At 72.7% G+C, this 22,847-nt stretch carries 18 protein-coding genes; 11 read left to right on the top strand and 7 right to left on the bottom strand.

What is annotated here, in order from left to right; genetic code table 11:
• Positions 1-30: 30 nt before the first annotated feature.
• From ABT122_RS12135 to ABT122_RS12120, 4 genes are read right to left on the bottom strand one after another with little or no spacing between them, the layout of a single operon-like run.
• Complete coding sequence (locus ABT122_RS12135; RefSeq protein ID WP_351549284.1) at positions 31-756, bottom strand: GTP-binding protein; 726 nt, start codon at positions 754-756, stop codon at positions 31-33.
• Entirely contained in the window at positions 737-1,177 is a 441-nt protein-coding gene (locus ABT122_RS12130; protein WP_351549281.1) for a DUF742 domain-containing protein, read from the bottom strand. The genes ABT122_RS12135 and ABT122_RS12130 overlap by 20 nt, the downstream gene beginning before the upstream one ends.
• Positions 1,174-1,662 (bottom strand): roadblock/LC7 domain-containing protein, encoded by a 489-nt coding sequence (locus ABT122_RS12125; protein ID WP_351549278.1) that lies wholly within the window; start codon positions 1,660-1,662, stop codon positions 1,174-1,176. The genes ABT122_RS12130 and ABT122_RS12125 overlap by 4 nt, the downstream gene beginning before the upstream one ends.
• A complete protein-coding gene (locus ABT122_RS12120) occupies positions 1,659-4,703 on the bottom strand; it encodes a sensor histidine kinase (protein ID WP_351549275.1) in 3,045 nt (1,014 codons plus the stop codon). Before ABT122_RS12120 ends, ABT122_RS12125 begins: the two co-directional genes overlap by 4 nt.
• A 374-nt stretch (positions 4,704-5,077) precedes the next feature.
• Here ABT122_RS12120 and ABT122_RS12115 point away from each other — a divergent pair, with 374 nt between their 5' ends.
• Positions 5,078-5,863 (top strand): hypothetical protein, encoded by a 786-nt coding sequence (locus ABT122_RS12115; protein ID WP_351549273.1) that lies wholly within the window; start codon positions 5,078-5,080, stop codon positions 5,861-5,863.
• Between the two features lie 31 nt (positions 5,864-5,894).
• Here ABT122_RS12115 and ABT122_RS12110 read toward each other — a convergent pair whose 3' ends face one another.
• The gene (locus ABT122_RS12110; protein WP_351549270.1) at positions 5,895-6,362 is read right to left on the bottom strand and encodes a MarR family winged helix-turn-helix transcriptional regulator; all 468 of its coding nucleotides are present in this window, start codon (positions 6,360-6,362) and stop codon (positions 5,895-5,897) included.
• A 247-nt stretch (positions 6,363-6,609) separates the two neighbouring features.
• Between ABT122_RS12110 and ABT122_RS12105 the strand changes: the two genes are divergently transcribed.
• A complete protein-coding gene (locus tag ABT122_RS12105) occupies positions 6,610-7,461 on the top strand; it encodes a lysozyme (protein WP_351549267.1) in 852 nt (283 codons plus the stop codon).
• A 58-nt stretch (positions 7,462-7,519) separates the two neighbouring features.
• Here the strand turns inward: ABT122_RS12105 and ABT122_RS12100 are convergent, their stop codons facing one another.
• On the bottom strand, positions 7,520-8,347 hold the full coding sequence (locus tag ABT122_RS12100; protein ID WP_351549264.1) for a pentapeptide repeat-containing protein: 828 nt from the start codon (positions 8,345-8,347) through the stop codon (positions 7,520-7,522).
• A 517-nt stretch (positions 8,348-8,864) separates the two neighbouring features.
• The gene (gene lon / locus ABT122_RS12095) at positions 8,865-11,276 is read right to left on the bottom strand and encodes an endopeptidase La (protein ID WP_351549261.1); all 2,412 of its coding nucleotides are present in this window, start codon (positions 11,274-11,276) and stop codon (positions 8,865-8,867) included.
• A 146-nt stretch (positions 11,277-11,422) separates the two neighbouring features.
• Between lon and ABT122_RS12090 the strand changes: the two genes are divergently transcribed.
• The 9 genes from ABT122_RS12090 to ABT122_RS12050 all read left to right on the top strand — a co-directional run bounded on the left by ABT122_RS12090 (position 11,423) and on the right by ABT122_RS12050 (position 22,816).
• On the top strand, positions 11,423-12,028 hold the full coding sequence (locus tag ABT122_RS12090; protein WP_351549259.1) for an RNA polymerase sigma factor: 606 nt from the start codon (positions 11,423-11,425) through the stop codon (positions 12,026-12,028).
• Between the two features lie 77 nt (positions 12,029-12,105).
• Positions 12,106-12,972: a zf-HC2 domain-containing protein gene (locus ABT122_RS12085; RefSeq protein ID WP_351549418.1), complete on the top strand. Its 867-nt coding sequence runs from the start codon at positions 12,106-12,108 to the stop codon at positions 12,970-12,972.
• The gene (locus ABT122_RS12080; protein WP_351549256.1) at positions 12,969-13,742 is read left to right on the top strand and encodes an ABC transporter ATP-binding protein; all 774 of its coding nucleotides are present in this window, start codon (positions 12,969-12,971) and stop codon (positions 13,740-13,742) included. Before ABT122_RS12085 ends, ABT122_RS12080 begins: the two co-directional genes overlap by 4 nt.
• 61 nt (positions 13,743-13,803) lie before the next feature.
• A complete protein-coding gene (locus ABT122_RS12075) occupies positions 13,804-15,183 on the top strand; it encodes a hypothetical protein (RefSeq protein WP_351549253.1) in 1,380 nt (459 codons plus the stop codon).
• A complete protein-coding gene (locus ABT122_RS12070) occupies positions 15,180-15,782 on the top strand; it encodes a hypothetical protein (protein ID WP_351549250.1) in 603 nt (200 codons plus the stop codon). The genes ABT122_RS12075 and ABT122_RS12070 overlap by 4 nt, the downstream gene beginning before the upstream one ends.
• 290 nt (positions 15,783-16,072) lie before the next feature.
• On the top strand, positions 16,073-16,753 hold the full coding sequence (locus ABT122_RS12065; RefSeq protein WP_351549247.1) for a spermidine synthase family protein: 681 nt from the start codon (positions 16,073-16,075) through the stop codon (positions 16,751-16,753).
• A gap of 100 nt (positions 16,754-16,853) precedes the next feature.
• Positions 16,854-17,591: a response regulator transcription factor gene (locus tag ABT122_RS12060; RefSeq protein ID WP_351549244.1), complete on the top strand. Its 738-nt coding sequence runs from the start codon at positions 16,854-16,856 to the stop codon at positions 17,589-17,591.
• The gene (locus ABT122_RS12055; RefSeq protein ID WP_351549241.1) at positions 17,588-18,676 is read left to right on the top strand and encodes a HAMP domain-containing sensor histidine kinase; all 1,089 of its coding nucleotides are present in this window, start codon (positions 17,588-17,590) and stop codon (positions 18,674-18,676) included. The genes ABT122_RS12060 and ABT122_RS12055 overlap by 4 nt, the downstream gene beginning before the upstream one ends.
• Positions 18,677-18,955: 279 nt before the next feature.
• The gene (locus tag ABT122_RS12050; RefSeq protein WP_351549238.1) at positions 18,956-22,816 is read left to right on the top strand and encodes a multifunctional oxoglutarate decarboxylase/oxoglutarate dehydrogenase thiamine pyrophosphate-binding subunit/dihydrolipoyllysine-residue succinyltransferase subunit; all 3,861 of its coding nucleotides are present in this window, start codon (positions 18,956-18,958) and stop codon (positions 22,814-22,816) included.
• Positions 22,817-22,847: the final 31 nt, after the last annotated feature.

The following is a 22,847-nucleotide window of genomic DNA, read 5'->3' as shown; positions in this document are numbered from 1 at the left end:
TCTGGACGAAGCGGTACGGGACCGTGGGGGTTACTCGGGGGTGGCTTCGAGCGCATGGGCCACCAGTTCGAGCAGTGACCCGACCACGGTGGTCTTCTTGCGCGCGTCCATGATCACAATCGGTACATGTACCGGTATGGTCAAGGCCTCCCGTACGTCCTCGGTCTCGAAGAGCTGCGATCCGTCGAAGTGATTGACGGCCACGATGTACGGCAGCCCGCTGCTCTCGAAGTAGTCGAGCGCGGGGAAACAGTCGGAGAGCCGCCGGGTGTCGGCGAGCACCACGGCGCCGATCGCGCCGCGCGCCAGGTCGTCCCACATGAACCAGAAGCGCTGCTGGCCCGGCGTGCCGAACACGTACAGCACCAGATCGGCGTCGAGCGTGATCCGGCCGAAGTCCATGGCCACGGTGGTGGTCAGCTTCTCCGGCGTGGAGGAGAGGTCGTCGGTCTCCTCGCTCGCCTGGGTCATCAGCGCCTCGGTCTGGAGCGGGGTGATCTCCGAGACCGCGCCGACGAAGGTGGTCTTGCCCACGCCGAAGCCGCCCGCGACCACGACCTTGGCGGTGGTGGGGGCCCGGGTGTGGTCGAGCTGCCAGTCCTGGAGGCCCTCCTCGGCAGGGCTGAACCACTCCGGTGAGCCGGACCGGGACCCGGTGCCGGAGCCCGGGCCCGGGCCGGGGTCCGGATCGAGGACGGGGGCGGGGTCCGCCCCGCGTACGCCGGAGCCAAGCGTGTCAGAGGCGGCGGAGTCCACTCAGCACCCTTTCAAGCAGTGCGCGTTCGGGCCGTCCCGGGCCGTGCCCGGTGCCGTACACACGGATCTTTCCCTGGTCGGCGAGGTCGCTGAGAAGCACCCTGACGACGCCCAGTGGCATCTTGAGGATCGCCGAGATCTCGGCGACCGTACGCATTCTTCGGCACAGCTCGACGATGGCCTGCAACTCGGGCATGACCCGGGTCGACAGATCGCCCTTCGGCAGCTCCCGGCGCTCTTCCGGGGCTTCGAGCGCGGCCACGAACGTCTCGACCAGCAGCACATGGCCGAAGCGGGTGCGGCCGCCGGTCAGGGAGTAGGGGCGTACGCGGGCGGGCCGGCGGTTCTCGCCCCGCACCGGGAGCCCGGAGGGGGTGGAGGACGGCGGGGTCGGGGACGGCGGGGGAGGCGAGGACGTCACCGGGGGCCCTCCAGGGACTGGCGCAGCTCACTGCGGAGTTCGGGGGTGAGGACATGGCCGGCGCGGCCCACGAAGAGGCCCATGTGGTAGGCGACGACGGACATGTCGCAGTCCGCGTCCGCGGAGACTCCGAGGAGCGAGCCGTCGCTGATCGACATGATGAACACGCAGGCGCCCTCCATGGCGACCATGGTCTGTTTGACGCCCCCGCCCTCCATCAGCCGGGCGGCGCCGATGGTGAGGCTGCCGATGCCCGAGACGATGGTGGCGAGATCGGCGCTGGAGCCCTTGGGGCCGTCCTGGGCCGTGGTCACCGCCGCCGGGGCGGGGGTGTTCTGCGCCGGGTCCGAGGACAGCAGCAGCAGTCCGTCGGACGAGACGACGGCGACCGAGCGCAGACCAGGCACCTCCTCCACCAGATTGCTCAGCAACCAGTGCAGATTGCGGGCCTCACTGCTCAGGCCGAACGTGCCGGTCGCAGTCAACTGCGTGCCTCCTCGACTGTGTCCCCCGCTTCTTCGGGTGCCGTGCGCGTGATCTCCGCCTCGGCTTCCTGGCGGCCCTTGTCGGCGGCTCGCTGGAATCCCCCCAGCCTGCGGCGGAGGGCGTCGGCGTCGACGCTGCCGGTGCGCTCACCGGGTGCCGCGGCGGGCTTGACGACCTTGGGCGTGCGCTTGGGCAGGCCCTTGTCGGTGACGCGGTCCCAGACGGGCGCGGCGCCCGCCGCCGGCTCGGGAGCCACGGCCCGAGCGGGTTCCCCGGCCCGCTCGGACTCGGTCGCGGATGGATGGGCCGCGGCCGTGGGGTGTGCGGACGATGCGCCGTGCGCATCGACGTCGTGGGGGGTGGGTGCCTCGGGGAGGCGCATGGTGAAGGTGGGTTCGTCGACTCCGTCGGGGGTGCGCCCATGGGAGTCGGCTTCACCGGTGGCCTCGGCGGCCCCCGCCGCACCGGCAGTCTGAGGCACCCCGGCCTCACCGGTCGCCCGGTCGAACCCAGCCGCCCCGGAAGCCCGGGGCAACCCCGCCTCACCGGAGGCCCGGGTCTCCCCGGCCTCACCGGTCGCCCGGTCGAACCCAGCCTCGCCGGCGTTTGAGGCGCGGGGGTTCGGGGGCAGGCCCCCGACCGGAGCCCGCACCACGCCGGCACCCGTGGCCCGGGGACCGTCCTCGAACGCCGGACCGGCCGAATCCACCGGCGGCCCGTCCGTCTCGGGGGCGGCGGACGTCTCCGACGCCCTCACCGCCGCCTCCGCCGCCGCCACCACCGGGTCGGTGGACGGAAGGGAGTGGCGGGGCGCCGGAGGAAGCGCGTTGGAGTTGGCCTCCGCCACCGACCCGGGGAGCCCGACCGGAGTGGAGCCGGTGTCCGACATCGACGCCGGACCATCCCCGGGAAGCTCCTTGGGCAGCAGGCCCTGCGGCAGCACCACCACGGCGGTGACCCCACCCTGCGCCTGCTCGCGCAACTGCACCCGGACACCGTGCCGCTCGGCCAGCAGCCCGGCCACCCGCAGCCCGAGGCCCTCCGCGTCACCGCCGGAGGGAGCCATCTCGTACGACTGAGGGTCCTCCAGACGGGCGTTCAGCTCGGCGAGGCGCCCGGCGGTCATCCCGATGCCGCCGTCCTGCACGGAGAGCATCACCTCACCGCTCTCCAGGAGCCAGCCCGACAGTTCGACCTGGGCGTCCGGCGGCGAGAAGGAGGTGGCGTTCTCCAGCAGCTCGGCTATCAGATGGCTGAGGTCGTCTGCGGCGAACCCGGCGACCTGGGAGTGCGGCGGCAGGGACTGGATGACCACCCGCTCGTACCGCTCGATCTCGCTGACGGCGGCCCGCAGCACATCCACCAGCGGCACCGCCCCGACATGCCCGTGGCCGTGCTCATGGCCCGCGAGAACCAGCAGGTTCTCGCTGTGGCGGCGCATGACGGTGGCCATGTGGTCGAGCTTGAAGAGGGTGGCCAGGCGCTCCGGGTCCTGCTCGCGCTCCTCCAGCTTCTCGATGACACCGAGCTGACGCTCGACCAGTCCGAGGGTGCGCAGCGAGAGATTGACGAAGGTGTGGTCCACGGTGTGCCGCAGCCGGCGCAGCTCCGCGGTCAGCTCGCCGGTGTTCTCGCGCAGCTCGGCACGGGCGGCGGAGAGCTTCGCGGCGAGCACGTCGCGGGAGGCGTTGGCCTCGGCGCGGTCGCTCTCGATGGCCCCGGCGCGGGCGGACAGCTCGCGCACCCGGCCGTGGAGGGTGTTGAGGGAGCGGACGACCTGGGCGAACTCGTCGTTGCGCCCGGTGAAGCCGACGGGCTCCTCGGTCTCGGGGGCGGCCGCGAGACGGGCGGCGCCGATCCGGAGCACGGCGAGCGGACGGGTGAGGGTGCGGGCGACGGCGGCGGAGACGCCGATGGAGAGCAGCACCAGACCGCCGAGGACCGCGACCTGGATCTCCAGGGCGGTGACATCGTCGTCCCGGAGGGTCTCCAGACCGGTGATCCGCTCAGAGGCCAGGGAGGACTCGACGCCGCGCATCTGGTCGATCCGGGCGGTGAGCGCGGCCTCCAGCCGCTCCTGCCCCGCCTCGCGGTCGCTGTCGGAGAGCCGGGGCTGGTCGGTGAGGCGGGAGAGGTAGGTCTCGGCGGACTTCACCTCGGCACCGGTGACGGTGGCGGCGAGCGAGTCGCGGGCGTCCTTGCCCGCGGCCTGGTCGAAGTCGGCGAGGGCGGCCAGCTCGCGCACCCGGGCCTGCTGGGCGGCGGCGCTGAGCCCGTCGCGGGCCTCGGTGGCGGCCTTGCCCTCGTCGCTCTCCGTCTCGACCGGCAGTCCGGTGATCGGGTCGATCTCGGTGACGGGCTCCGGGGCCGGCACGGCGAGGGCGGCCAGCAGCAGCCCCCGGGTGGCCGACGCCTGCTCGACGGCGAGGCCCAGCTCGGCGGAGGCGCGGGCGGCCCGGGCGGCTCCGGAGGCGCGCGGCGGGGACGCGTCGGCCAGCTCGTCGGCGAGGGCCTGGAGGGAGCCGATGACGGCGGTGTACGCCCGGTGGGCCTCCATCGCCGAGCCCTTGCCGGTCATGGCGGTGCGCCGGACCGAGGGGACGGTGGCCAGCTCGCGGCGGAGGTCGGCGCGGTCGTCCGGGATGGTGCCCCGGATCTCGTCTATCTGCCGGTCGACGCGGGCGCTGCGGGCGTCGGTGACCTGGCGCCGCTCCTTCCGGGGGCCCTGCTGCTCGTCCCGTCCGGCGGCGATGTACGCGGTGACCTCGTCGCGCTCGTCGGAGAGCGAGTGGGCGAGGGTGACGGCCTGCCGGTTGAGCTGGGCGAGGGTGACCAGTCGCTGGGACTCGCGGAGCTCTCCGGAGCCGGCGAGGACACCGGGGGCGCCGGCGCCGATCACCACCAGGCTGACGACGGCGACTCCTGTGACCAGCCGGCCGCGCACCCGCTTGGCCCGGCCGGAGGCGACAGGGACCGGCGAGGGGCCCTGTGCCGGATACGTCTCAGGGACCAGGGGGGCCTGAGGCCGCTTCTTCTGCACCGGTGCTCGCAATCCTGCTTGACTCGTCCACCCTCTGAAACACGGAGCAGAGATGACGACCGGTCACACACATGATCCCACCCCTGGCACGACATAAGACCATTCCAGTGCTTTTGGGAGGGGGGCGCACAGTCGGCCGCTCCGCCACCTGAACGAGTGAACATCACTGGGGAGTTGGCAAACAACTCCTCTCGGTGGCGATCAAGGGCCTCCGGCGGGCACTGACTGGATCTTCCGGCCGGGCTTTGGCAGGATGCGCGCCCGCAGCACGGCCCGATGACCCGTCAGACCTTTCGAACAGCCTCTGACCTGCTCGTACGGACAGCTTGTGCAGGTGTGCAGGCGCCGTGAACACATCGTGCAGACTGGGGCCCATGCGTATGGATCTGGCCACTTCGCCGAGTTCACCCGAACGCCCCAACGAGGACTGGGCATCCGTGGCCCTGCCAGCGTCCGGCCAGGGTGGATCGCTCGTGGTGCTGGACGGGGTGACTCCCCCGACGGGCGACTGCGGCTGCGTGCACCCGGTCCCCTGGTTTACCGCCCGGCTCGGCGGCGCGCTGCTCGAACTGTCCGCTTCTCGGCCGGATACGCCCCTGGCCGGGATTCTCTCCGCGGCAATCCGGCGCACCGCCGACGCCCACCGGAAGAGCTGTGACCTTTCTCACGTTCGAACTCCGCAAGCAACGGTCGTCCTCGTCCGCTGGGGCGACCCGTCGGGCGATGTGGAGTATCTGGTGCTCTCGGACTCGACCCTGCTGATCGAGGCGCCGGACGGCTCGGTGCGCGCGGTCCTGGACGACCGGCTGGACCGGCTCCCCCGCGAGGCGCTGCGCACCCACGCGTCGGCGGACGCGCTGCGGAACGCGGAGGGCGGGTTCTTCACGGCCGCGGCCGACCCCGGGGTGGCCGCCCGCGCCGTGACCGGGCGCACCGCGCGCGCCGGCGTGCGCTCGGTGGCCGCGCTGACGGACGGCGCCTCGCGCTGGGTGGACATGTTCGGGCGGGGCGACTGGGCGCAGGCGCTCGGGGTGCTGCGCGAGGAGGGCGCGCAGGGGCTGATCGACCGGGTGCGGGAGGCGGAGTCGGCGCCGGAGCGGGAGGGGGCGGTCCGCGGCAAGCGCCACGACGACGCGACGGCCGTCTTCGCGGAGCTGTGAGGCCGCGCCGGAGGGCCGCGGGCCCCGGCGGTCAGTCCTCGGACCGGCTGTTCAGCTGATGGAGCAGCCGGGCCAGCTCCGCGATCTCCCCCCGGTCCCAGCCGGCGAGCTTGGCGACATAGCGCTCGCGGCGCGCGTCCCTCACTCGGCGGAACCGCTCCAGACCTTCTTCGGTGAGCCGTACGAGTGAGGCCCGGCCGTCCGCCGGGTCGGGTTCCCGGACCACGAGACCCAGCTCCTCCAGCGCCCGCAGCTGCCGGCTCATCGTCGCCTTGCCGACGCCGAAGTACCCGGCGAGGTCGGTGGCGCGCAGCGACCCGGACTCCTCCAGGCGTACGAGCAGTCCGTAGGCGGCGGCCTCCAGATCGGGGTGGAGCTGACGGGCCATCTCGCCCGACGAGGCCCTGGCGCGGCGGTGGAAGACGGCCAACTCCCGTTCCAGGGCGAGGAATACGTGGTCCACACCACTCTCGCCCTGGGGGCCGGCTTCCCTTCCCATACCGCTTCTGTGCACGTCAGCACCCCTCGTACGCTTTCCGAATCCTGAAAGTTTCCGCCACCGGCGTCCATTGCCGCAGCTCGTCCAGTATTTCGCAGGCGTAGACCATCGGCGGCACCCCGCACCCCTTCCACGGGGCTTTCTCCGCGCGTAGCTTCGCATATGGCATGTCCACACCATATTGCTCCATCGCGGGCATGTCGTCGGATCGTCACATCCCCCCACCCAAGGTCCGCGGAGGCACGCTATGACCGTGCACAGATCCGGAACGACCGTCCCCCTCAGCTCGTCGGGAAGACCCCGCCGCTCGCTCCTGGCAGCGGCCGGCGCCCTTCTCGCGGTCCTCTCCCTCCTCCTCACCCTCCCCGGCTCCGCCGGCGCGACCGACACTCCCCCACGGGGCTCCGCCTATCTGGGCATGGGTGTCATCGAGCACGACGGCCAGGGAGGTCTGCCGCGCGGGAACCGCGCCGCCCAGACGGAAGGCGTCGACGTCTCCAGCCACCAGGGCAACGTCAACTGGTCGGCGCTGTGGAGCAGCGGCGTGAAGTGGTCCTATGTGAAGGCCACGGAGGGCACCTACTACAAGAACCCGTACTTCACCCAGCAGTACAACGGCTCGTACGACATCGGCATGGTCCGGGGCGCGTACCACTTCGCCACCCCCGACACGGCGACCGGTGCCGCCCAGGCCGACTACTTCGTCAGCAACGGCGGCGGCTGGAGCCGGGACGGCAGGACCCTGCCGGGCGCCCTCGACATCGAGTGGAACCCGTACGGGGACGCCTGCTACGGCAAGTCGCAGTCGGCGATGGTGAGCTGGATCAGGGACTTCCTCAACCGGTACAAGGCACGCACCGGCCGGGACGCCGTGATCTACACGTCCACCAGCTGGTGGACCCAGTGCACCGGCAACTACGCCGGCTTCGGGGCGAGCAGTCCGCTGTGGATCGCCCGCTACAACACCACCCCCGGGACGCTTCCGGCCGGGTGGGGGTTCCAGACGATGTGGCAGTACACCTCGTCCGGGCCGATCGTGGGCGACCACAACAAGTTCAACGGGGCCTACGACCGGGTCGTGGCCCTCGCGAACGGCTGAGCGGCCGTCCGGCGCCGGCCGGCACCGCCCCGTGCCCGGTCCCTGCCCCTGTCCCGGGTCAGGACCAGTGCGCGGGGCGGTCCAGCGTCCCCGGGAGCCGGGTCGAGGAGTCGCCCCGGGCCGCGTTGACCTGCGGCTGGGTGAGGAAGAAGGCCTCCGACAGATCGGCGCCGGAGAGGTCGGCGGCCCGCAGATCGGCGCCGATGAGGTCGGCCCGGCGCAGATCGGCCCCCGAGAGGTCGGCGGCGATGAGATACGCGCCCCGCAGGCTCACCCCGCGCAGATCGGCGCCCCTGAGGCGGGCCCCCATGAGGTCGGCTCCCCTGCGGTCCTTCCTCCGCCGCCCGGGGACACCGGCGCGCACCAGCTCGCTGGCGCGCAGGAGCAGCACATTGACCCGCTCCCGGTGCGCGCCCACATCGAGCCCGGCCAGCTCGCCGGGGCCGAGCAGGGTGAGCGCCCCGGTCTCGTCGAGCAGCTCCCGCAGGGCGGGGTGGAGGGCGCGGGCGGGCGGGAGGGTGAGCGCCTCGGTCAGGTACCAGAGGAGTTCCTGGAGCTGCCGGACGACGGGGAAGACCGCGAGGACCGCGTCGGTGGCGGCCGGGGAATCCCGCCAGTCGCGGCCCGCGAAGGTCACCTGGGTGACCTTCTGGCCGGCGCCGAAGCAGTCGTAGACCGTGCAGCCGGGGAAGCCGCTCCGGCGCAGACGGGTGTGGATGCCGCAGCGGGAGTCGGCGGTGAGGTTGGGGCAGGGGGTGCCGGCCTTCTTGTCGAGGGCGAAGTCGGCGGAGGCGGAGAAGGGGAGGGCGACGCAGCAGAGCCCGGAGCAGTTGGCGCAGTCCGCCCGCAGCTCCTGCGCCCGGCTGCCCCGAGCACTGGTGTCCATCCCCCCATTCTCCCCTCCGCCCCTCACGCCCATCCGCCACACGAGGACACCCCCCGGGTCACGGGTGCCCGCACGCCGCGGGCCACGGTCGGGGGCCGGCCCCCGAACCCCCGAACCCCCGCGCCTCACACGCCGGCGAGGCTGAGTGTCGCAGCGCAAACACCCGGCGCAGCGGGAGAGCGACGACTCGGACACCGAGGAGGCCAGGCTTACACCTCGCCCCACCCGAAGCCGGGGAAACCAAGCCGGGGCACCTCCCGGAGGCACCTCTGGGGGAGTTCGAGGGCGACCCGCACCCGCGACACCCGGGGCCGCGCATGTCAGCCCGTCCGGCGCTTGAGGACAGCCCCCGCACCCCGGGACACCCACACCGGACACACCCAGCCCGTCCGGCGCTTGAGAACAGACCCCGCACCCCGGGAAACCCGCACCGGACACACCCAGCCCGTCCGGCGCTTGAGGACGGACCCCGCACCCCGGGAGGCCCGCACGGCGCGGGCCCCCGGGGCCGTCGGGGTCAGGCCGCCGCCGGGATCGGGAGGGCCGCCGGGGTCAGGGCGATGGAGAGGACCTGGCGGACATCGGTCACCGGATGAACCTCCAGCCCATCGAGGATCTCCGCGGGAACATCATCCAGATCCGCCTCGTTCCGCTTCGGAATCACCACCGTGGTGATCCCCGCCCGGTGCGCCGCCAGCAACTTCTGCTTCAGCCCGCCGATCGGCAGCACCCTCCCCGTCAGCGACACCTCCCCCGTCATCGCCACATCCGTCCGCACCGGCCGCCCCGACAGCAGCGACGCCAGCGCCGTCGTCATCGTGATCCCCGCGCTCGGCCCGTCCTTCGGCACCGCGCCCGCCGGGAAGTGGATGTGCACACCCCGGTCCTTGAGATCCGCCACCGGAAGCTCCGCTTCCGCACCGTGCGACCGCAGGAAGCTCAGCGCGATCCGCGCCGACTCCTTCATCACATCGCCGAGCTGCCCCGTGAGGGTCAGCCCCGACGCGCCCGTCTCCGGATCGGCCAGCGACGCCTCCACGAAGAGCACATCGCCGCCCGCCCCGGTGACCGCCAGCCCCGTGGCCACCCCGGGCACCGCGGTCCGGCGCTCGGCCGGGTCCTGCGCGGACTCGGGCACATGGTGCGGCCGGCCGATCAGCGGGCGCAGCTCCTCCGCTCCGATCGTGAACGGCAGCTCCCGGTCGCCCAGCTCGTGCTGGGCCGCCACCTTGCGCAGCAGCCTGGCGATGGAGCGCTCCAGATTGCGGACGCCCGCCTCACGGGTGTACTCCCCCGCGAGCCGCCGCAGCGCCGCGTCCTCCAGAACGACCTCCCCGCTCTCCAGCCCCGCCCGCTCCAGCTGGCGCGGGAGCAGGTGGTCCCGGGCGATGACGACCTTCTCGTCCTCGGTGTAGCCGTCCAGCCGCACCAGCTCCATCCGGTCGAGCAGCGCCTCCGGAATGGCCTCCAGCACATTCGCCGTCGCCAGGAAGACCACATCGCTCAGATCGAGCTCGACCTCCAGGTAGTGGTCGCGGAAGGTGTGGTTCTGCGCCGGGTCCAGCACTTCGAGGAGGGCCGCCGCCGGGTCGCCCCGGAAGTCCGAGCCGACCTTGTCGATCTCGTCCAGCAGCACCACCGGGTTCATCGACCCGGCCTCCTTGACCGCCCGGACGATCCGGCCCGGCAGCGCTCCGACGTAGGTGCGCCGGTGGCCGCGGATCTCCGCCTCGTCCCGGACACCGCCGAGCGCGACCCGGACGAACTTCCGCCCCATCGCGTGCGCGACGCTCTCGCCGAGGCTGGTCTTGCCCACCCCGGGCGGGCCCACGAGCGCGAGCACCGCGCCGCCGCGCCGCCCGCCGACCACGCCGAGCCCCCGGTCGGTGCGGCGCTTGCGCACCGCGAGGTACTCGGTGATGCGCTCCTTCACATCCTCCAGGCCCGCGTGCTCGGCGTCGAGGACGGTCTTCGCGCCCTGGATGTCGTACGCGTCCTCGGTGCGCTCGTTCCACGGCAGTTCGAGAACGGTGTCGAGCCAGGTGCGAATCCAGGAGCCCTCGGGGCTCTGGTCACTGGAGCGCTCCAGCTTCTCGACCTCCTTGAGCGCGGCCTCGCGCACACGCGGGGGCAGATCGGCGGCCTCGACCCGGGCCCGGTAGTCGTCGGACTCCTCGCCCTCCGCCTCGCCGTTCAGCTCGCGCAGCTCCTTGCGGACCGCGTCGAGCTGGCGCCGCAGCAGGAACTCGCGCTGCTGCTTGTCGACGCCCTCCTGGACGTCCTTGGCGATGGACTCGGCGACATCCTGCTCCGCGAGGTGCTCGCGGATCTGCTCGGTGGCGAGCCTGAGCCGGGCGACCGGGTCGGCGGTCTCCAGGAGCGCGATCTTCTGGGCGGTGCTCAGGAACGGCGAGTAACCCGCGTTGTCCGCGAGCTGGGACACATCGTCGATCTGCTGCACCCGGTCCACGACCTGCCAGGCGCCGCGGCGCTTGAGCCAGTCGGTGGCCAGGGCCTTGTACTCGGTGACCAGCTCGGTGAGCTGCCCGGGCAGCGGGGCGGGGACGGATTCGTCGATCCTGGTGCCCTCGACCCAGAGCGCCGCTCCGGGTCCGGTGGTGCCCGCGCCGATGCGCACCCGGCCGACGCCCCTGATGAGCGCGCCGGGGTCGCCGTCGGAGAGCCGTCCGACCTGCTCGACGCTGCCGAGCACGCCGATCGCCGCGTAGTTCCCGTCCACTCGCGGAACAAGCAGCACCTGCGGCTTGCTGCCACCGGTGGGGTGGAGCGCCTGCGCGGCCTCCACCGCGGCCCGCACCTCGGTGTCGGTCAGGTCGAGCGGCACCACCATTCCGGGCAGCACGACCTCGTCGTCGAGGGGCAGCACGGGCAGGGTGAGCGGTGTGACGGTCTGGGACTCAGCAGCCATGATCTCCCCTTAGGCAGTGAAGTTGAGCTATGTGGACTCAATGCACGGGGCCGCCCGGATGTTCCCGTCCCCGTGTTCGCTGTGAGCGATCACCCCGGAGCGGGCCGGCCGAGAACCGGACGCACCTCCGCGCGCGATAGAGGGGTGTGAGATGGACCCGCCCCGCGAGGGGAGACACCGAGGCCGACGGCGCGCGGGACGACGCGGCGCTGCTCCGCGCCGTCACCCGGGGTGACGCCGACGCGCTCGCCGCGCTCTACGACCGCCACGCGGGCTGGCTGCACGCCCGGCTCGCCCGCCGCTGCCCCGACCCGGAGACCGTGCGCGAGGTGCTCCAGGACACCTTCGTCACCGTCTGGCGCTCCGCCGCCTCCCACCGGGGCGGCGAGGCGGGCGGCTGGCTCTGGGTGATCGCCGCCCGCCGGCTGGTCGACGCCCAGCGGGCACACGCGAGGGCCGGCCGCCCGCGCCCCGGACCCGCGTGGTCACCGAGCGTGCCGTCGGCGGAGGACCGGGTGCTCGCCGGTCTGGAGTACGGGGATGTGGGCGCCGCGCTCGACCGGATCTCCCCGGAGCTGCGCGAGGTCCTGCGCGCCACCGTCATCGACGGGCTGACCACCCGCGAGGCCGCCCGGGTGCTGGGGATACCCGAGGGCACCGTCAAGACCCGCGCCCTGCGGGCCCGGCGCGAACTGCGCGCCGCACTGGACCTGCTCGCCCCGGAGACCGGCCCGCTGGGAGGCACGGCATGAGCGGTACGAACGGCATGAGCGGTACGAACGACACGGGCGGCACGAAGGGAACGAGCGGCACGAAGGGCACGGGCGGCATGGGCGGCTGGCATGTGAGCGAGCGCCTCGCCGGGGAGTACGCGCGGGGCACGGTGACCGAGCCCGACGCCTGGTCGCTGGAGACGCACGTCGAGAAGTGCGGGCCGTGCGCCGCCCGGGTCTCCGGCGCGGTGCGCGCGGGCGCCGCCGGTCCCGTGCTCGGCCTGGTCCGGGAGGCCGTCCTGGCCGAGACGGCCCCGCGCCCCCGGCCCGTACCGGCACCGCGCCCCGCCGGGGTGGGCCGGGCCGCGCGGGTGATGTGGGCGGCGGGGCCCGCGCTGCGCGGCTCCTGGCTGCTGGCGCTGGCGCTGGTGATCGCGGGCGCGCTCCTCCTGGCGTACGGAGCAGGCTTCGACGGCACGGGACCGCTGCTGCTGGCGCTCTCGCCCGCGCTCCCGCCCGCCGGGGTGGCGCTGTCGTACGGCAGACACGCCGACCCCCTGTACGAGATCACCGCCGCCACCCCCTCCGGGGGGCTGCGGCTGCTGCTGACCCGCACGGCGGCGGTGCTGGTGGTGAGCGTCCCGCTGCTGACCGCTGCCGGGGCGCTGCTGCCCCGCTCCCCGGGCGGCTCCGGGGCACCGGGCCCGGGGGCCTGGCTGCTGCCGGGGCTCGCGCTGACCCTGGCCGCGCTGGCCCTGGGCTCCTGGATCGGCTGCCGGGTCGCGGCCTCCGTGCTGGCCGGCGGCTGGAGCGCGCTGATCCTGTCCACCGCGCAGGGCGCCATGCCGGGAGAGCTGGGGGCCGAGCTGGCCCGCCATGTCTCCGGCCCGGCCACCCAGGGCGGCTTCGCGGCGGCGGCCGTGGTGTGCGGGGCGCTGCTCGCCGTACGCCGTTCATCCTTCGACCACCTGGAGCGAGTGTGAGTACGCCGGTGAGAGTGGACGGGCTGACCGTCCGGCACCGCAGAACGGTCGCGCTCGACGCGGTCGCGCTGGAATTCGGCCGGGGGGTGCACGGGCTCCTCGGCCCGAACGGCGCCGGCAAGACCTCGCTGATCCGTGTCCTGGCGACGGTCGCGGCACCCGCGGCCGGCCGGGTCGAGCTGCTGGGCCGCGATGTGTCGGCGCACCGGGAGCGCGCGGAGGTGCGGCGGCGGCTGGGGTATCTGCCGCAGGAGTTCGGCTTCTACCCCGGTTTCACCGTCCGGGAGTTCGTGTCGTACATCGCCTGGCTGAAGGAGATGGCGCCGGACACGGTGCCCGGCGCGGTGGAGACGGCGGTGGAGCGGGTCGGACTCGCGGACCGTATCGACGCGAAGGTACGGACCCTGTCGGGCGGCATGGTCCGCCGGGTGGGGATCGCCCAGGCGATCGTGAACGAACCGGAGCTGCTGCTGCTGGACGAGCCCACGGCCGGGCTCGACCCGGAGCAGCGGGTGGAGTTCCGGGCGCTGCTCCGGGAGGTGGGGACCTCGGCCACCGTGATCGTCTCCACCCATCTGGTGGAGGACGTGGCGGCGGCGTGCGGCCGGGTGACCCTGATCGAGTCGGGGCGGGTGGCCTACCGGGGCAGCACCGAGGAGCTGACGGAGCTGGGCGGGGCGCCGTCCGGGGACGCGGTCAGCGGGATCGAGCGGGGATACACGGCGGCGCTCCGCGCCCACCGGGGCGCCGGCGCGGAGGCGGGGCGATGAGGCACACCGACCCCTGGGACCCGGGGCTGTCCCGCGCCGCCGTCGGGGCGGGGGTTCCGCGATGAGCGGGGTCTCCGGCGGCGGGGGCGGCCGGGCACGGCGGGCGCATCCGCTCCGCAGTGAGCTGCTGCGGGGGTCCGCGCCCTGGGCCGGGGCCGCCGCGCTGCTCGCGGTGGCGATCCCGCTGTGGACCAAGTCGCAGGAGTGGCAGGGCAGCTGGACCGCCACCCTGGAGCTGCTGCGGGCCGTGGCCAGCGTGTTCGTGGGCCCGCTGGCTCTGGCGGCGGGGTGCTGGCAGGGGCAGCGGGAGCTGCGGCGGCGCACCGGCGATCTGCTCGCGGCCTCCGCCCGGGGGCCGCTCGCGCGGACGCTGATGGCGGCGCTGCCCACGGCGCTCTGGCCGGCCGGGGTCTTCCTCCTCGGCGCCGCCGCCGCGCTGCTGGCCTGTCTGCCGTACACCTCGGCGGGCCGGCCCGACCCGCTCGCGCCGCTCGCGGACGCCGTCTTCATCGCGGCGATGGGCCTGATCGGGTACGCCATCGGCGCCCGGGTGCGCCGGCGGCTCACCGCTCCGCTGCTGGGCGTCATCACGCCCTTCGCCTTCGGACAGCTGACCCTCGGGACGCACGGCGCCCGGCATCTGATCCCGTACGGCGCCGAGGGACTCATGGACGAGGCGGTCTCGGTCTGGTGGCAGCCGCCGGCGGCGATGGTGTGGGCGGGCGGGCTGGCGGGGGCCGCGGTCCTCGCCCACGCGGCCCGCCGCCGGTACACGGCGCTGGTGCCGCTGGCGGCGGCCGTCGTCGCGGGGGTGCTGATCGCCCGGACCGGGGACGGCATGTGGCGCCCGGACCCGCTCTCCCAGCGGCAGGTGTGCGACACATCGGTCCGGCCGGCGATCTGTGTGAACGCGCTCCACCCCGGCATGCTGCCGGAGGTGCGGGACGCCCTGTCCCGGATCACCACCCGGCTGGAGGGGGTGGAGAACCTGCCGGTCCGCTTCTCCGACCTGCGCCGGGACCCGGGGCCCGGGGAGGCGAGGCTGCCCATGATCAGCCCGCTGGGCTGGGTCGTCGTCCGGGGGAAGCTGACCGACCCGGAGATCTACGCACGGGAGGCCGCCCAGGAGCTGACCGGTATGAGCGCGAGCGGCATGGGGGAGCCCTGCGCCGACCGGTACGAGGACGAGCGGGTGCGGGCGGTCGACTCGGCCGTCGTGGAGTGGCTGGTGCCGAGGCCCGCCGCCTACGGCTCCGCGCTGGAGTGGGTGGAGGCCGGTGGGGACAAGGCGGAGATCGCCCGGGCCAGGGCGGAGCTGAAGAGGTTCGAGGAGGCGCTGGGCGCGCTGGAGGGCATGGGCGGGGAGGAGCGCGGGGCCTGGCTCTCGCGGTACTTCGCGACGGTCGCGGTGTGCGACCCGAGCCGGGTGCCCGCGCTGTGAGCGCGTGGGCGGGGCCGATGCTGTACGTCCGTTCGCGCGGGCTGCCCGGGGTGGTGGGGGTGCTCGCCGCGACCGCCGCCTTCGTGGCCTGGTGGGGGTCCGGGGGCCCGGAGCCCGTCCTCCCGCTGGTGGCGCTCGCGCCGCTGGTCGCGGCGGCGGCGATCGGGACGAGCTTCCACACCCCCGGCGGTGAGCTGGACCGGACGGCGGTCGCGCCGTGGTGGCCGCGCCGCCTCTCCCATCTGGTCGCCCTCACCGCCCTCGCCTCCCTCGCGCTGGCCCTGGTGGCCCCGGAGACCATCCGCCCCGGCCCGGACCCGGGGACCCCGGTGGTGCTCGGCGCGGAGGCGATGGCCCGGAACACGGTGGGGGCGGCGGGGCTGGCGGCCCTGGGGGTGAGGGTGGTGGGGGCTCGGCTGAGCTGGGTGGTGCCGCTGGGGTATCTGGGGGTGGTGTTTCTGGGGGTGGGGGATGTGGGGGCGGTGTGGGGTTGGGCGGCCCGTGCGGAGGGGGATCTCACCGCCGCCCTGACAGCCGCCGCCCTCTTCACCACAGGAGCCTCCCTCTCGACCCTCCACCCCCGCCCCTCCGGCGGTTGAGCAGCACCACCCCAGCCCCTCCGGCGATTGAGGAGCGGGGGTTCGGGGGCCGGCCCCCGACCCGGGCCCGCAGCGTGCGGGAACCTGTGGACCGGGGTCCGTCCTCGAACTCCCCCAGAGCCGCCTCCGGGAGGTACCCCCGGACGGGCTGGAGACGCGCGGGTTCTCGGGGACGGGGCCCGGCAGGCGGGCACTCGTGCCCCGCTGCGGGTGAAGGTGGCTGAAATCGGTTGCCCCGGGCGGGTGGGGACACCAGCATGAGCCCCACCGCCCCCCGGACCGGAGGTCCCATGCCCCACAGCGCCCCCGTCGTCCTCGACCGCCGCCAAGGCCCCCACGGCGAAGTCGTCCTCCGCCGCCACGGCGACCACCACGAGATCATCGCCAACGGCTGCTTCCTGATGGACACCTCCGACGGCCGCTCCGAGCGCCTTCTCATCGACGCCGCCCACCACGCCCTCCGCACCCGCTCCCCGGCCCACCGCCCCTCACTCCTCATCGGCGGTCTCGGGGTCGGCTTCTCCCTCGCCCACGCCGCCAATAACCCCCATTGGCGACATATCGCCGTCGTGGAGCGAGAACAGGCCATCATCGACTGGCATGTCTCCGGCCCCCTGGGCCGGTTCTCCGGCCCCGCCCTCGCCGACCCGAGAAGCGTGATCCTCCGCACTGATCTGCTGACCCACCTCCGCTCCCCCGGCGCCCGCTATGACGCCCTCTGTCTGGATATCGACAACGGCCCCGACTGGACCGTCACCGACGACAACGAGAACCTCTACTCCCCGGCCGGACTCGCCCTGTGCGCGGAGAAGTTGGAACCGGGCGGAGTGCTCGCCGTGTGGTCCGCGAAACCCTCCCCCGCTTTCGAAGATACCTTGCGGAATGCCGGTTTCACCGGGGTAAGAACCGAAGAGATCCGGGTTGCCCGAGGCGCCCCGGACGTGGTCCACCTCGCCGTCCGGCCTGCGTAGCCCGGACCGTCCAACTGCCTTTACGCTGCTGAGCTACAACACACAGACCACAGATCTACCAAGCGCACACGGTTCGTGAGAGCGCTTACAGGGGCGGGCGATGGAACAGACACACTCCACCCAGAACGGCGCGGCGGCCACGCCCGGCGCCCAGCGCCGGGTGCTGGTCGTCGAGGACGACACCACCATCGTCGACGCCATCGCCGCACGGCTGCGGGCCGAGGGCTTTCTGGTGCAGACCGCCGCCGACGGGCCCGCCGCGGTCGACGCGGCCGAGGCATGGCAGCCCGATCTGATGGTGCTCGATGTGATGCTCCCCGGCTTCGACGGGCTGGAGGTCTGCCGCCGGGTGCAGGCCCAGCGGCCGGTCCCGGTGCTGATGCTCACCGCGCGGGACGACGAGACCGACATGCTGGTCGGGCTCGGGGTCGGCGCCGACGACTACATGACCAAGCCGTTCTCGATGCGGGAGCTGGCCGCGCGGGTGCATGTGCTGCTGCGCCGGGTGGAGCGGGCCGCGCTCGCCGCCGTCACCCCCCGCAGCGGCATCCTGCGCCTGGGCGAGCTGGAGATCGACCACGCCCAGCGCCGGGTCAGGGTCCGGGGCGAGGACGTGCATCTGACCCCGACCGAGTTCGATCTGCTGGTCTGCCTGGCCAACACCCCGCGCGCGGTCCTCTCCCGGGAGCAGCTGCTCGCGGAGGTCTGGGACTGGGCGGACGCCTCCGGCACCCGGACCGTGGACAGCCACATCAAGGCCCTGCGCCGCAAGATCGGCGCCGAGCGCATCCGTACCGTCCACGGCGTCGGCTACGCGCTGGAGACGCCGGCGCCATGAGGCGGTGCCAGGAGCAGCAGCCCCGCAGGTCGGTCTCCATCTCGATCAAGACCAAGCTCGGCACCCTGGTCGTCGTCTCGGTCTTCATCACCACCGGCCTGCTGCTCGTCGCCCTGCGCACCTCCACCGAGCTGCGTTTCATCACGGTCTTCTCGGTGATCGCCACCCTGTTGATCACCCAGTTCGTGGCGCACGGCCTGACGGCGCCGCTGGACGAGATGAACCGGGTGGCCAAGGGGATATCGCACGGGGACTTCACCCGGCGGGTGCGGGGCGCGGACCGCCGGGACGAGCTGGGGGACCTGGCGTCCACCATCAATCTGATGGCGGACGACCTGGAGGCGGTCGACCGGCACCGCAAGGAGCTGGTCGCCAATGTCTCGCACGAGCTGCGCACCCCGATCGCCGCGCTCCGGGCCGTCCTGGAGAACGTGGTGGACGGGGTGTCCGCCGCCGACCCGGAGACCATGCGGACCGCGCTGAGGCAGACGGAGAGACTGGGCCGGCTCGTGGAGACCCTGCTCGACCTCTCCCGGCTGGACAACGGGGTCGTACCGCTGCGGGCCCGCCGCTTCGAGGTGTGGCCGTATCTCTCCGGGGTGCTGAAGGAGGCGAACCTGGCGGCGGCCCAGCGGGGGCTGGCCTCCGGGTCGGGCCATCACACCCGTACGGATGTCCATCTGCACCTGGACGTCTCACCGCCCGAGCTGACCGCCCACGCGGACGCCGAGCGGCTGCACCAGGTGGTGGCGAATCTCATCGACAACGCGGTGAAGCACTCCCCGCCGCACGGCCGGGTGACCGTGCGGGCCCGGCGCGGCCCGCTTCCGGAATCGCTGCGGCTGGAAGTGGAGGACGAGGGTCCGGGCATTCCGGAGCCGGAGCGCCACCAGGTCTTCGAGCGGTTCAACCGGGGCGCCGTCAGCTCGCCGCACGGCAAGGGCAGCGACGGCGGCACGGGGCTCGGCCTGGCCATCGCCCGCTGGGCCGTGGATCTCCACGGCGGACAGATAGGGGTGGCCGAATCGGCGCGGGGCTGTCGCATCCAGGTCACCCTGCCGGGGATTCCGGGACAGCGGGGTTGACGTAGGGTTCGAACCGGAAGCAACCCTTCTGTGTCCACCGGGCGAGGCCGGGCCCCCAGCAGGGGCCTCGGGGCCGGACCGCAGATCGCCGCGCGGGTCTCTCTTACCAGCGGCGAGGGCAAACCGTGCTTATTTCCCGCCATACCCAGCCCCGAAACCCGTCTTTCGGTGTGACTTGCGCGACTGTGGCCCGCCCGGCCTGCACCTCTCGGCCGGGGAGGCGTAGCCTTGATTCCCGCTGTCCATCACCTTGTGAAGCGGAAGAGGGCGGTTGCCGCCGTGTCGTCTCAGTCCCCCAGTAACTCCAGTACTCCGACCGACCAAAGCGCGCAGGGCATCGATCCTGCCGCTGCCTTCGGCCCCAATGAGTGGCTCGTCGACGAGATCTACCAGCAGTACCTCCAGGATCCGAATTCGGTCGACCGAGCCTGGTGGGACTTCTTCGCCGACTACAAGCCCGGTGCCAAGAACACCGCCGCCACCGGGGCGGAACCCGCCGAGGGCACCCCCGCGGCGGCTCCCGTGACGCCGCAGGCCACAGCGCCCGCGACGCCCGCCCCCCGGGCGGCCGGCAATGGCGCGGGCCCCGCCGCGCCTCCTGCCGCGGCTGCCCCGGCCGCTCCGGCCAAGGCCGCGCCCGCGCCGCAGGCCGCCGCTCCGGCGAAGCCCGCCGCGAAGGCGGCCCCCGCCCCGGCTGCCGCGCCCGCCGCGCCCGCGCCCAAGCCCGCCGCGAAGGCGGCCCCCGCCGCCGCCCCGGCCAAGGCGAGCGGCGAGGGCCCCGAGCTGGTGACCCTGCGCGGCCCCTCCGCCGCCGTGGCGAAGAACATGAACGCCTCGCTGGAGGTGCCCACGGCGACGTCCGTGCGCGCGGTCCCGGTGAAGCTGCTCTTCGACAACCGCATCGTCATCAACAACCACCTGAAGCGCGCCCGGGGCGGGAAGGTCTCCTTCACCCACCTCATCGGCTACGCCATGGTGCAGGCCCTCAAGGCCATGCCGGCGATGAACTACTCCTTCGCGGAGAAGGACGGCAAGCCGACCCTGGTCAAGCCGGAGCACGTCAACTTCGGCCTCGCCATCGACCTGGTGAAGCCCAACGGCGACCGCCAGCTCGTCGTCGCGGCGATCAAGAAGGCCGAGACGCTCAACTTCTTCGAGTTCTGGCAGGCGTACGAGGACATCGTCCGCCGCGCCCGCGGCAACAGGCTGACGATGGACGACTTCACCGGCGTCACCGTCTCGCTGACCAACCCCGGCGGCCTCGGCACGGTCCACTCCGTGCCCCGGCTGATGCCCGGCCAGTCGGTGATCATGGGCGTCGGCTCCATGGACTACCCCGCCGAGTTCCAGGGCACCTCCCAGGACACCCTGAACAAGCTGGGCATCGCCAAGGTCATGACGCTGACCTCGACCTACGACCACCGGGTCATCCAGGGCGCCGCCTCCGGCGAGTTCCTGCGGGTCGTGGCGAACTTCCTCCTCGGCGAGGAGGGCTTCTACGACGACATCTTCGAGGCGCTGCGGATTCCCTACGAGCCGGTCCGCTGGCTCAAGGACATCGACGCCTCGCACGACGACGACGTCACCAAGGCCGCCCGGGTCTTCGAGCTGATCCACTCCTACCGGGTGCGCGGCCATGTCATGGCCGACACGGACCCGCTGGAGTACCGCCAGCGCAAGCACCCCGACCTGGACATCACCGAGCACGGGCTCACCCTGTGGGATCTGGAGCGCGAGTTCGCCGTCGGCGGTTTCGCCGGCAAGTCGCTGATGAAGCTCCGCGATGTGCTCGGTGTGCTGCGCGACTCGTACTGCCGGACCACCGGTATCGAGTTCATGCACATCCAGGACCCCAAGCAGCGCAAGTGGATTCAGGACCGGGTGGAGCGCCCGCACTCGAAGCCCGAGCGCGAGGAGCAGCTGCGGATTCTGCGCAGGCTCAACGCCGCCGAGGCGTTCGAGACCTTCCTCCAGACGAAGTACGTCGGCCAGAAGCGGTTCTCGCTGGAGGGCGGCGAGTCCGTCATCCCGCTGCTCGACGCGGTCATCGACTCCGCCGCCGAGTCGCGCCTGGACGAGGTCGTCATCGGCATGGCCCACCGCGGCCGGCTCAATGTCCTGGCGAACATCGTCGGCAAGTCGTACGCGCAGATCTTCCGCGAGTTCGAGGGCAACCTCGACCCGAAGTCGATGCACGGCTCCGGCGATGTGAAGTACCACCTGGGCGCCGAGGGCACCTTCACCGGGCTCGACGGCGAGCAGATCAAGGTCTCGCTGGTCGCCAACCCCTCCCACCTGGAGGCGGTCGACCCGGTCCTGGAGGGTGTCTCCCGCGCCAAGCAGGACGTCATCAACAAGGGCGGTACGGACTTCACCGTCCTGCCGGTCGCCCTCCACGGCGACGCGGCCTTCGCCGGCCAGGGTGTCGTCGCCGAGACGCTGAACATGTCGCAGCTCCGGGGCTACCGCACCGGCGGCACCGTGCATGTCGTGATCAACAACCAGGTCGGCTTCACCGCCGCCCCGGAGTCGTCGCGCTCCTCCATGTACGCCACCGATGTGGCCCGCATGATCGAGGCGCCGATCTTCCATGTGAACGGTGACGACCCGGAGGCCTGCGTCCGGGTGGCGCGGCTCGCCTTCGAGTTCCGCCAGACGTTCAACAAGGACGTGGTGATCGACCTCATCTGCTACCGCCGCCGCGGTCACAACGAGGGCGACAACCCGCAGTTCACCAACCCGCAGATGGTCGCGCTGATCGACAAGAAGCGCTCGGTGCGCAAGCTGTACACCGAGTCGCTGATCGGCCGCGGCGACATCACCCTGGAAGAGGCGGAGCAGGCGCTCCAGGACTTCCAGGGGCAGCTGGAGAAGGTCTTCGCGGAGGTCCGCGAGGCCACCAGCCACCCGGCCCCCGCGCTGGTCCCGGACCCGCAGGCGGAGTTCCCGGTGGCGGTGACCACCGCGATCTCCCAGGAGATCGTGAAGCGGATCGCCGAGTCCCAGGTGAACATCCCGGACCATGTCACGGTGCACCCGCGGCTGATGCCGCAGATGCAGCGGCGCGCCGCCTCCGTGGAGGACGGCACCATCGACTGGGGCATGGGCGAGACGCTGGCCATCGGCTCCCTGCTGATGGAGGGCACTCCGGTCCGGCTCTCCGGCCAGGACACCCGGCGCGGCACCTTCGGCCAGCGCCACGCGGTCCTGGTCGACCAGGAGACCAACGAGGACTACACCCCGCTGCTCTACCTCACCGAGGAGCAGGCCCGCTACAACGTGTACGACTCGCTGCTCAGCGAGTACGCGGCGATGGGCTTCGAGTACGGCTACTCGCTGGCCCGGCCGGACGCGCTGGTCATGTGGGAGGCGCAGTTCGGTGACTTCGTGAACGGCGCGCAGACCGTGGTGGACGAGTTCATCTCGTCGGCCGAGCAGAAGTGGGGGCAGACCTCCGGGGTGACCCTGCTGCTGCCGCACGGGTACGAGGGCCAGGGCCCGGACCACAGCTCGGCGCGGCCCGAGCGGTTCCTCCAGATGTGCGCGCAGAACAACATGACGGTCGCGATGCCGACGCTGCCGTCGAACTACTTCCACCTGCTGCGCTGGCAGGTCCACAACCCGCACCACAAGCCGCTGATCGTCTTCACCCCGAAGTCGATGCTCCGGCTGAAGGCGGCGGCGTCGAAGGTGGACGAGTTCCTCACCGGCGGGTTCCGTCCGGTGATCGGTGACGAGTCGGTGGACCCGGCGGCCGTGCGGAAGGTCGTCTTCACCTCCGGCAAGGTCTACTACGACCTGGACGCCGAGCGGAAGAAGCGCGGTGTCACGGACACGGCGATCATCCGGCTGGAGCGGCTGTACCCGCTGCCGGGGGCGGAGCTCCAGGCGGAGATCGCCAAGTTCCCGAACGCGGCGAAGTATCTGTGGGCGCAGGAGGAGCCGGCGAACCAGGGGGCGTGGCCGTTCATCGCGCTGAACCTGATCGACCATCTCGACCTGGCGGTCGGCGCGGATATTCCGCACGGGGAGAGGTTGCGGCGGATTTCGCGGCCGCATGGGTCGTCGCCGGCGGTGGGCTCGGCGAAGCGGCACCAGGCGGAGCAGCAGCAGCTCGTCGAAGAGGTCTTCGACGCCTGACCCGCTCCCCCTCGAAGGGCCGGCACCTGGT

This window comes from Streptomyces sp. NPDC001985, assembly GCF_040296845.1.
Classification (GTDB): Bacteria; Actinomycetota; Actinomycetes; order Streptomycetales; family Streptomycetaceae; genus Streptomyces.
The sequence above is the reverse complement of the archived record's forward strand: the minus strand, read 5'-3'. Positions and strand labels throughout refer to the sequence as shown.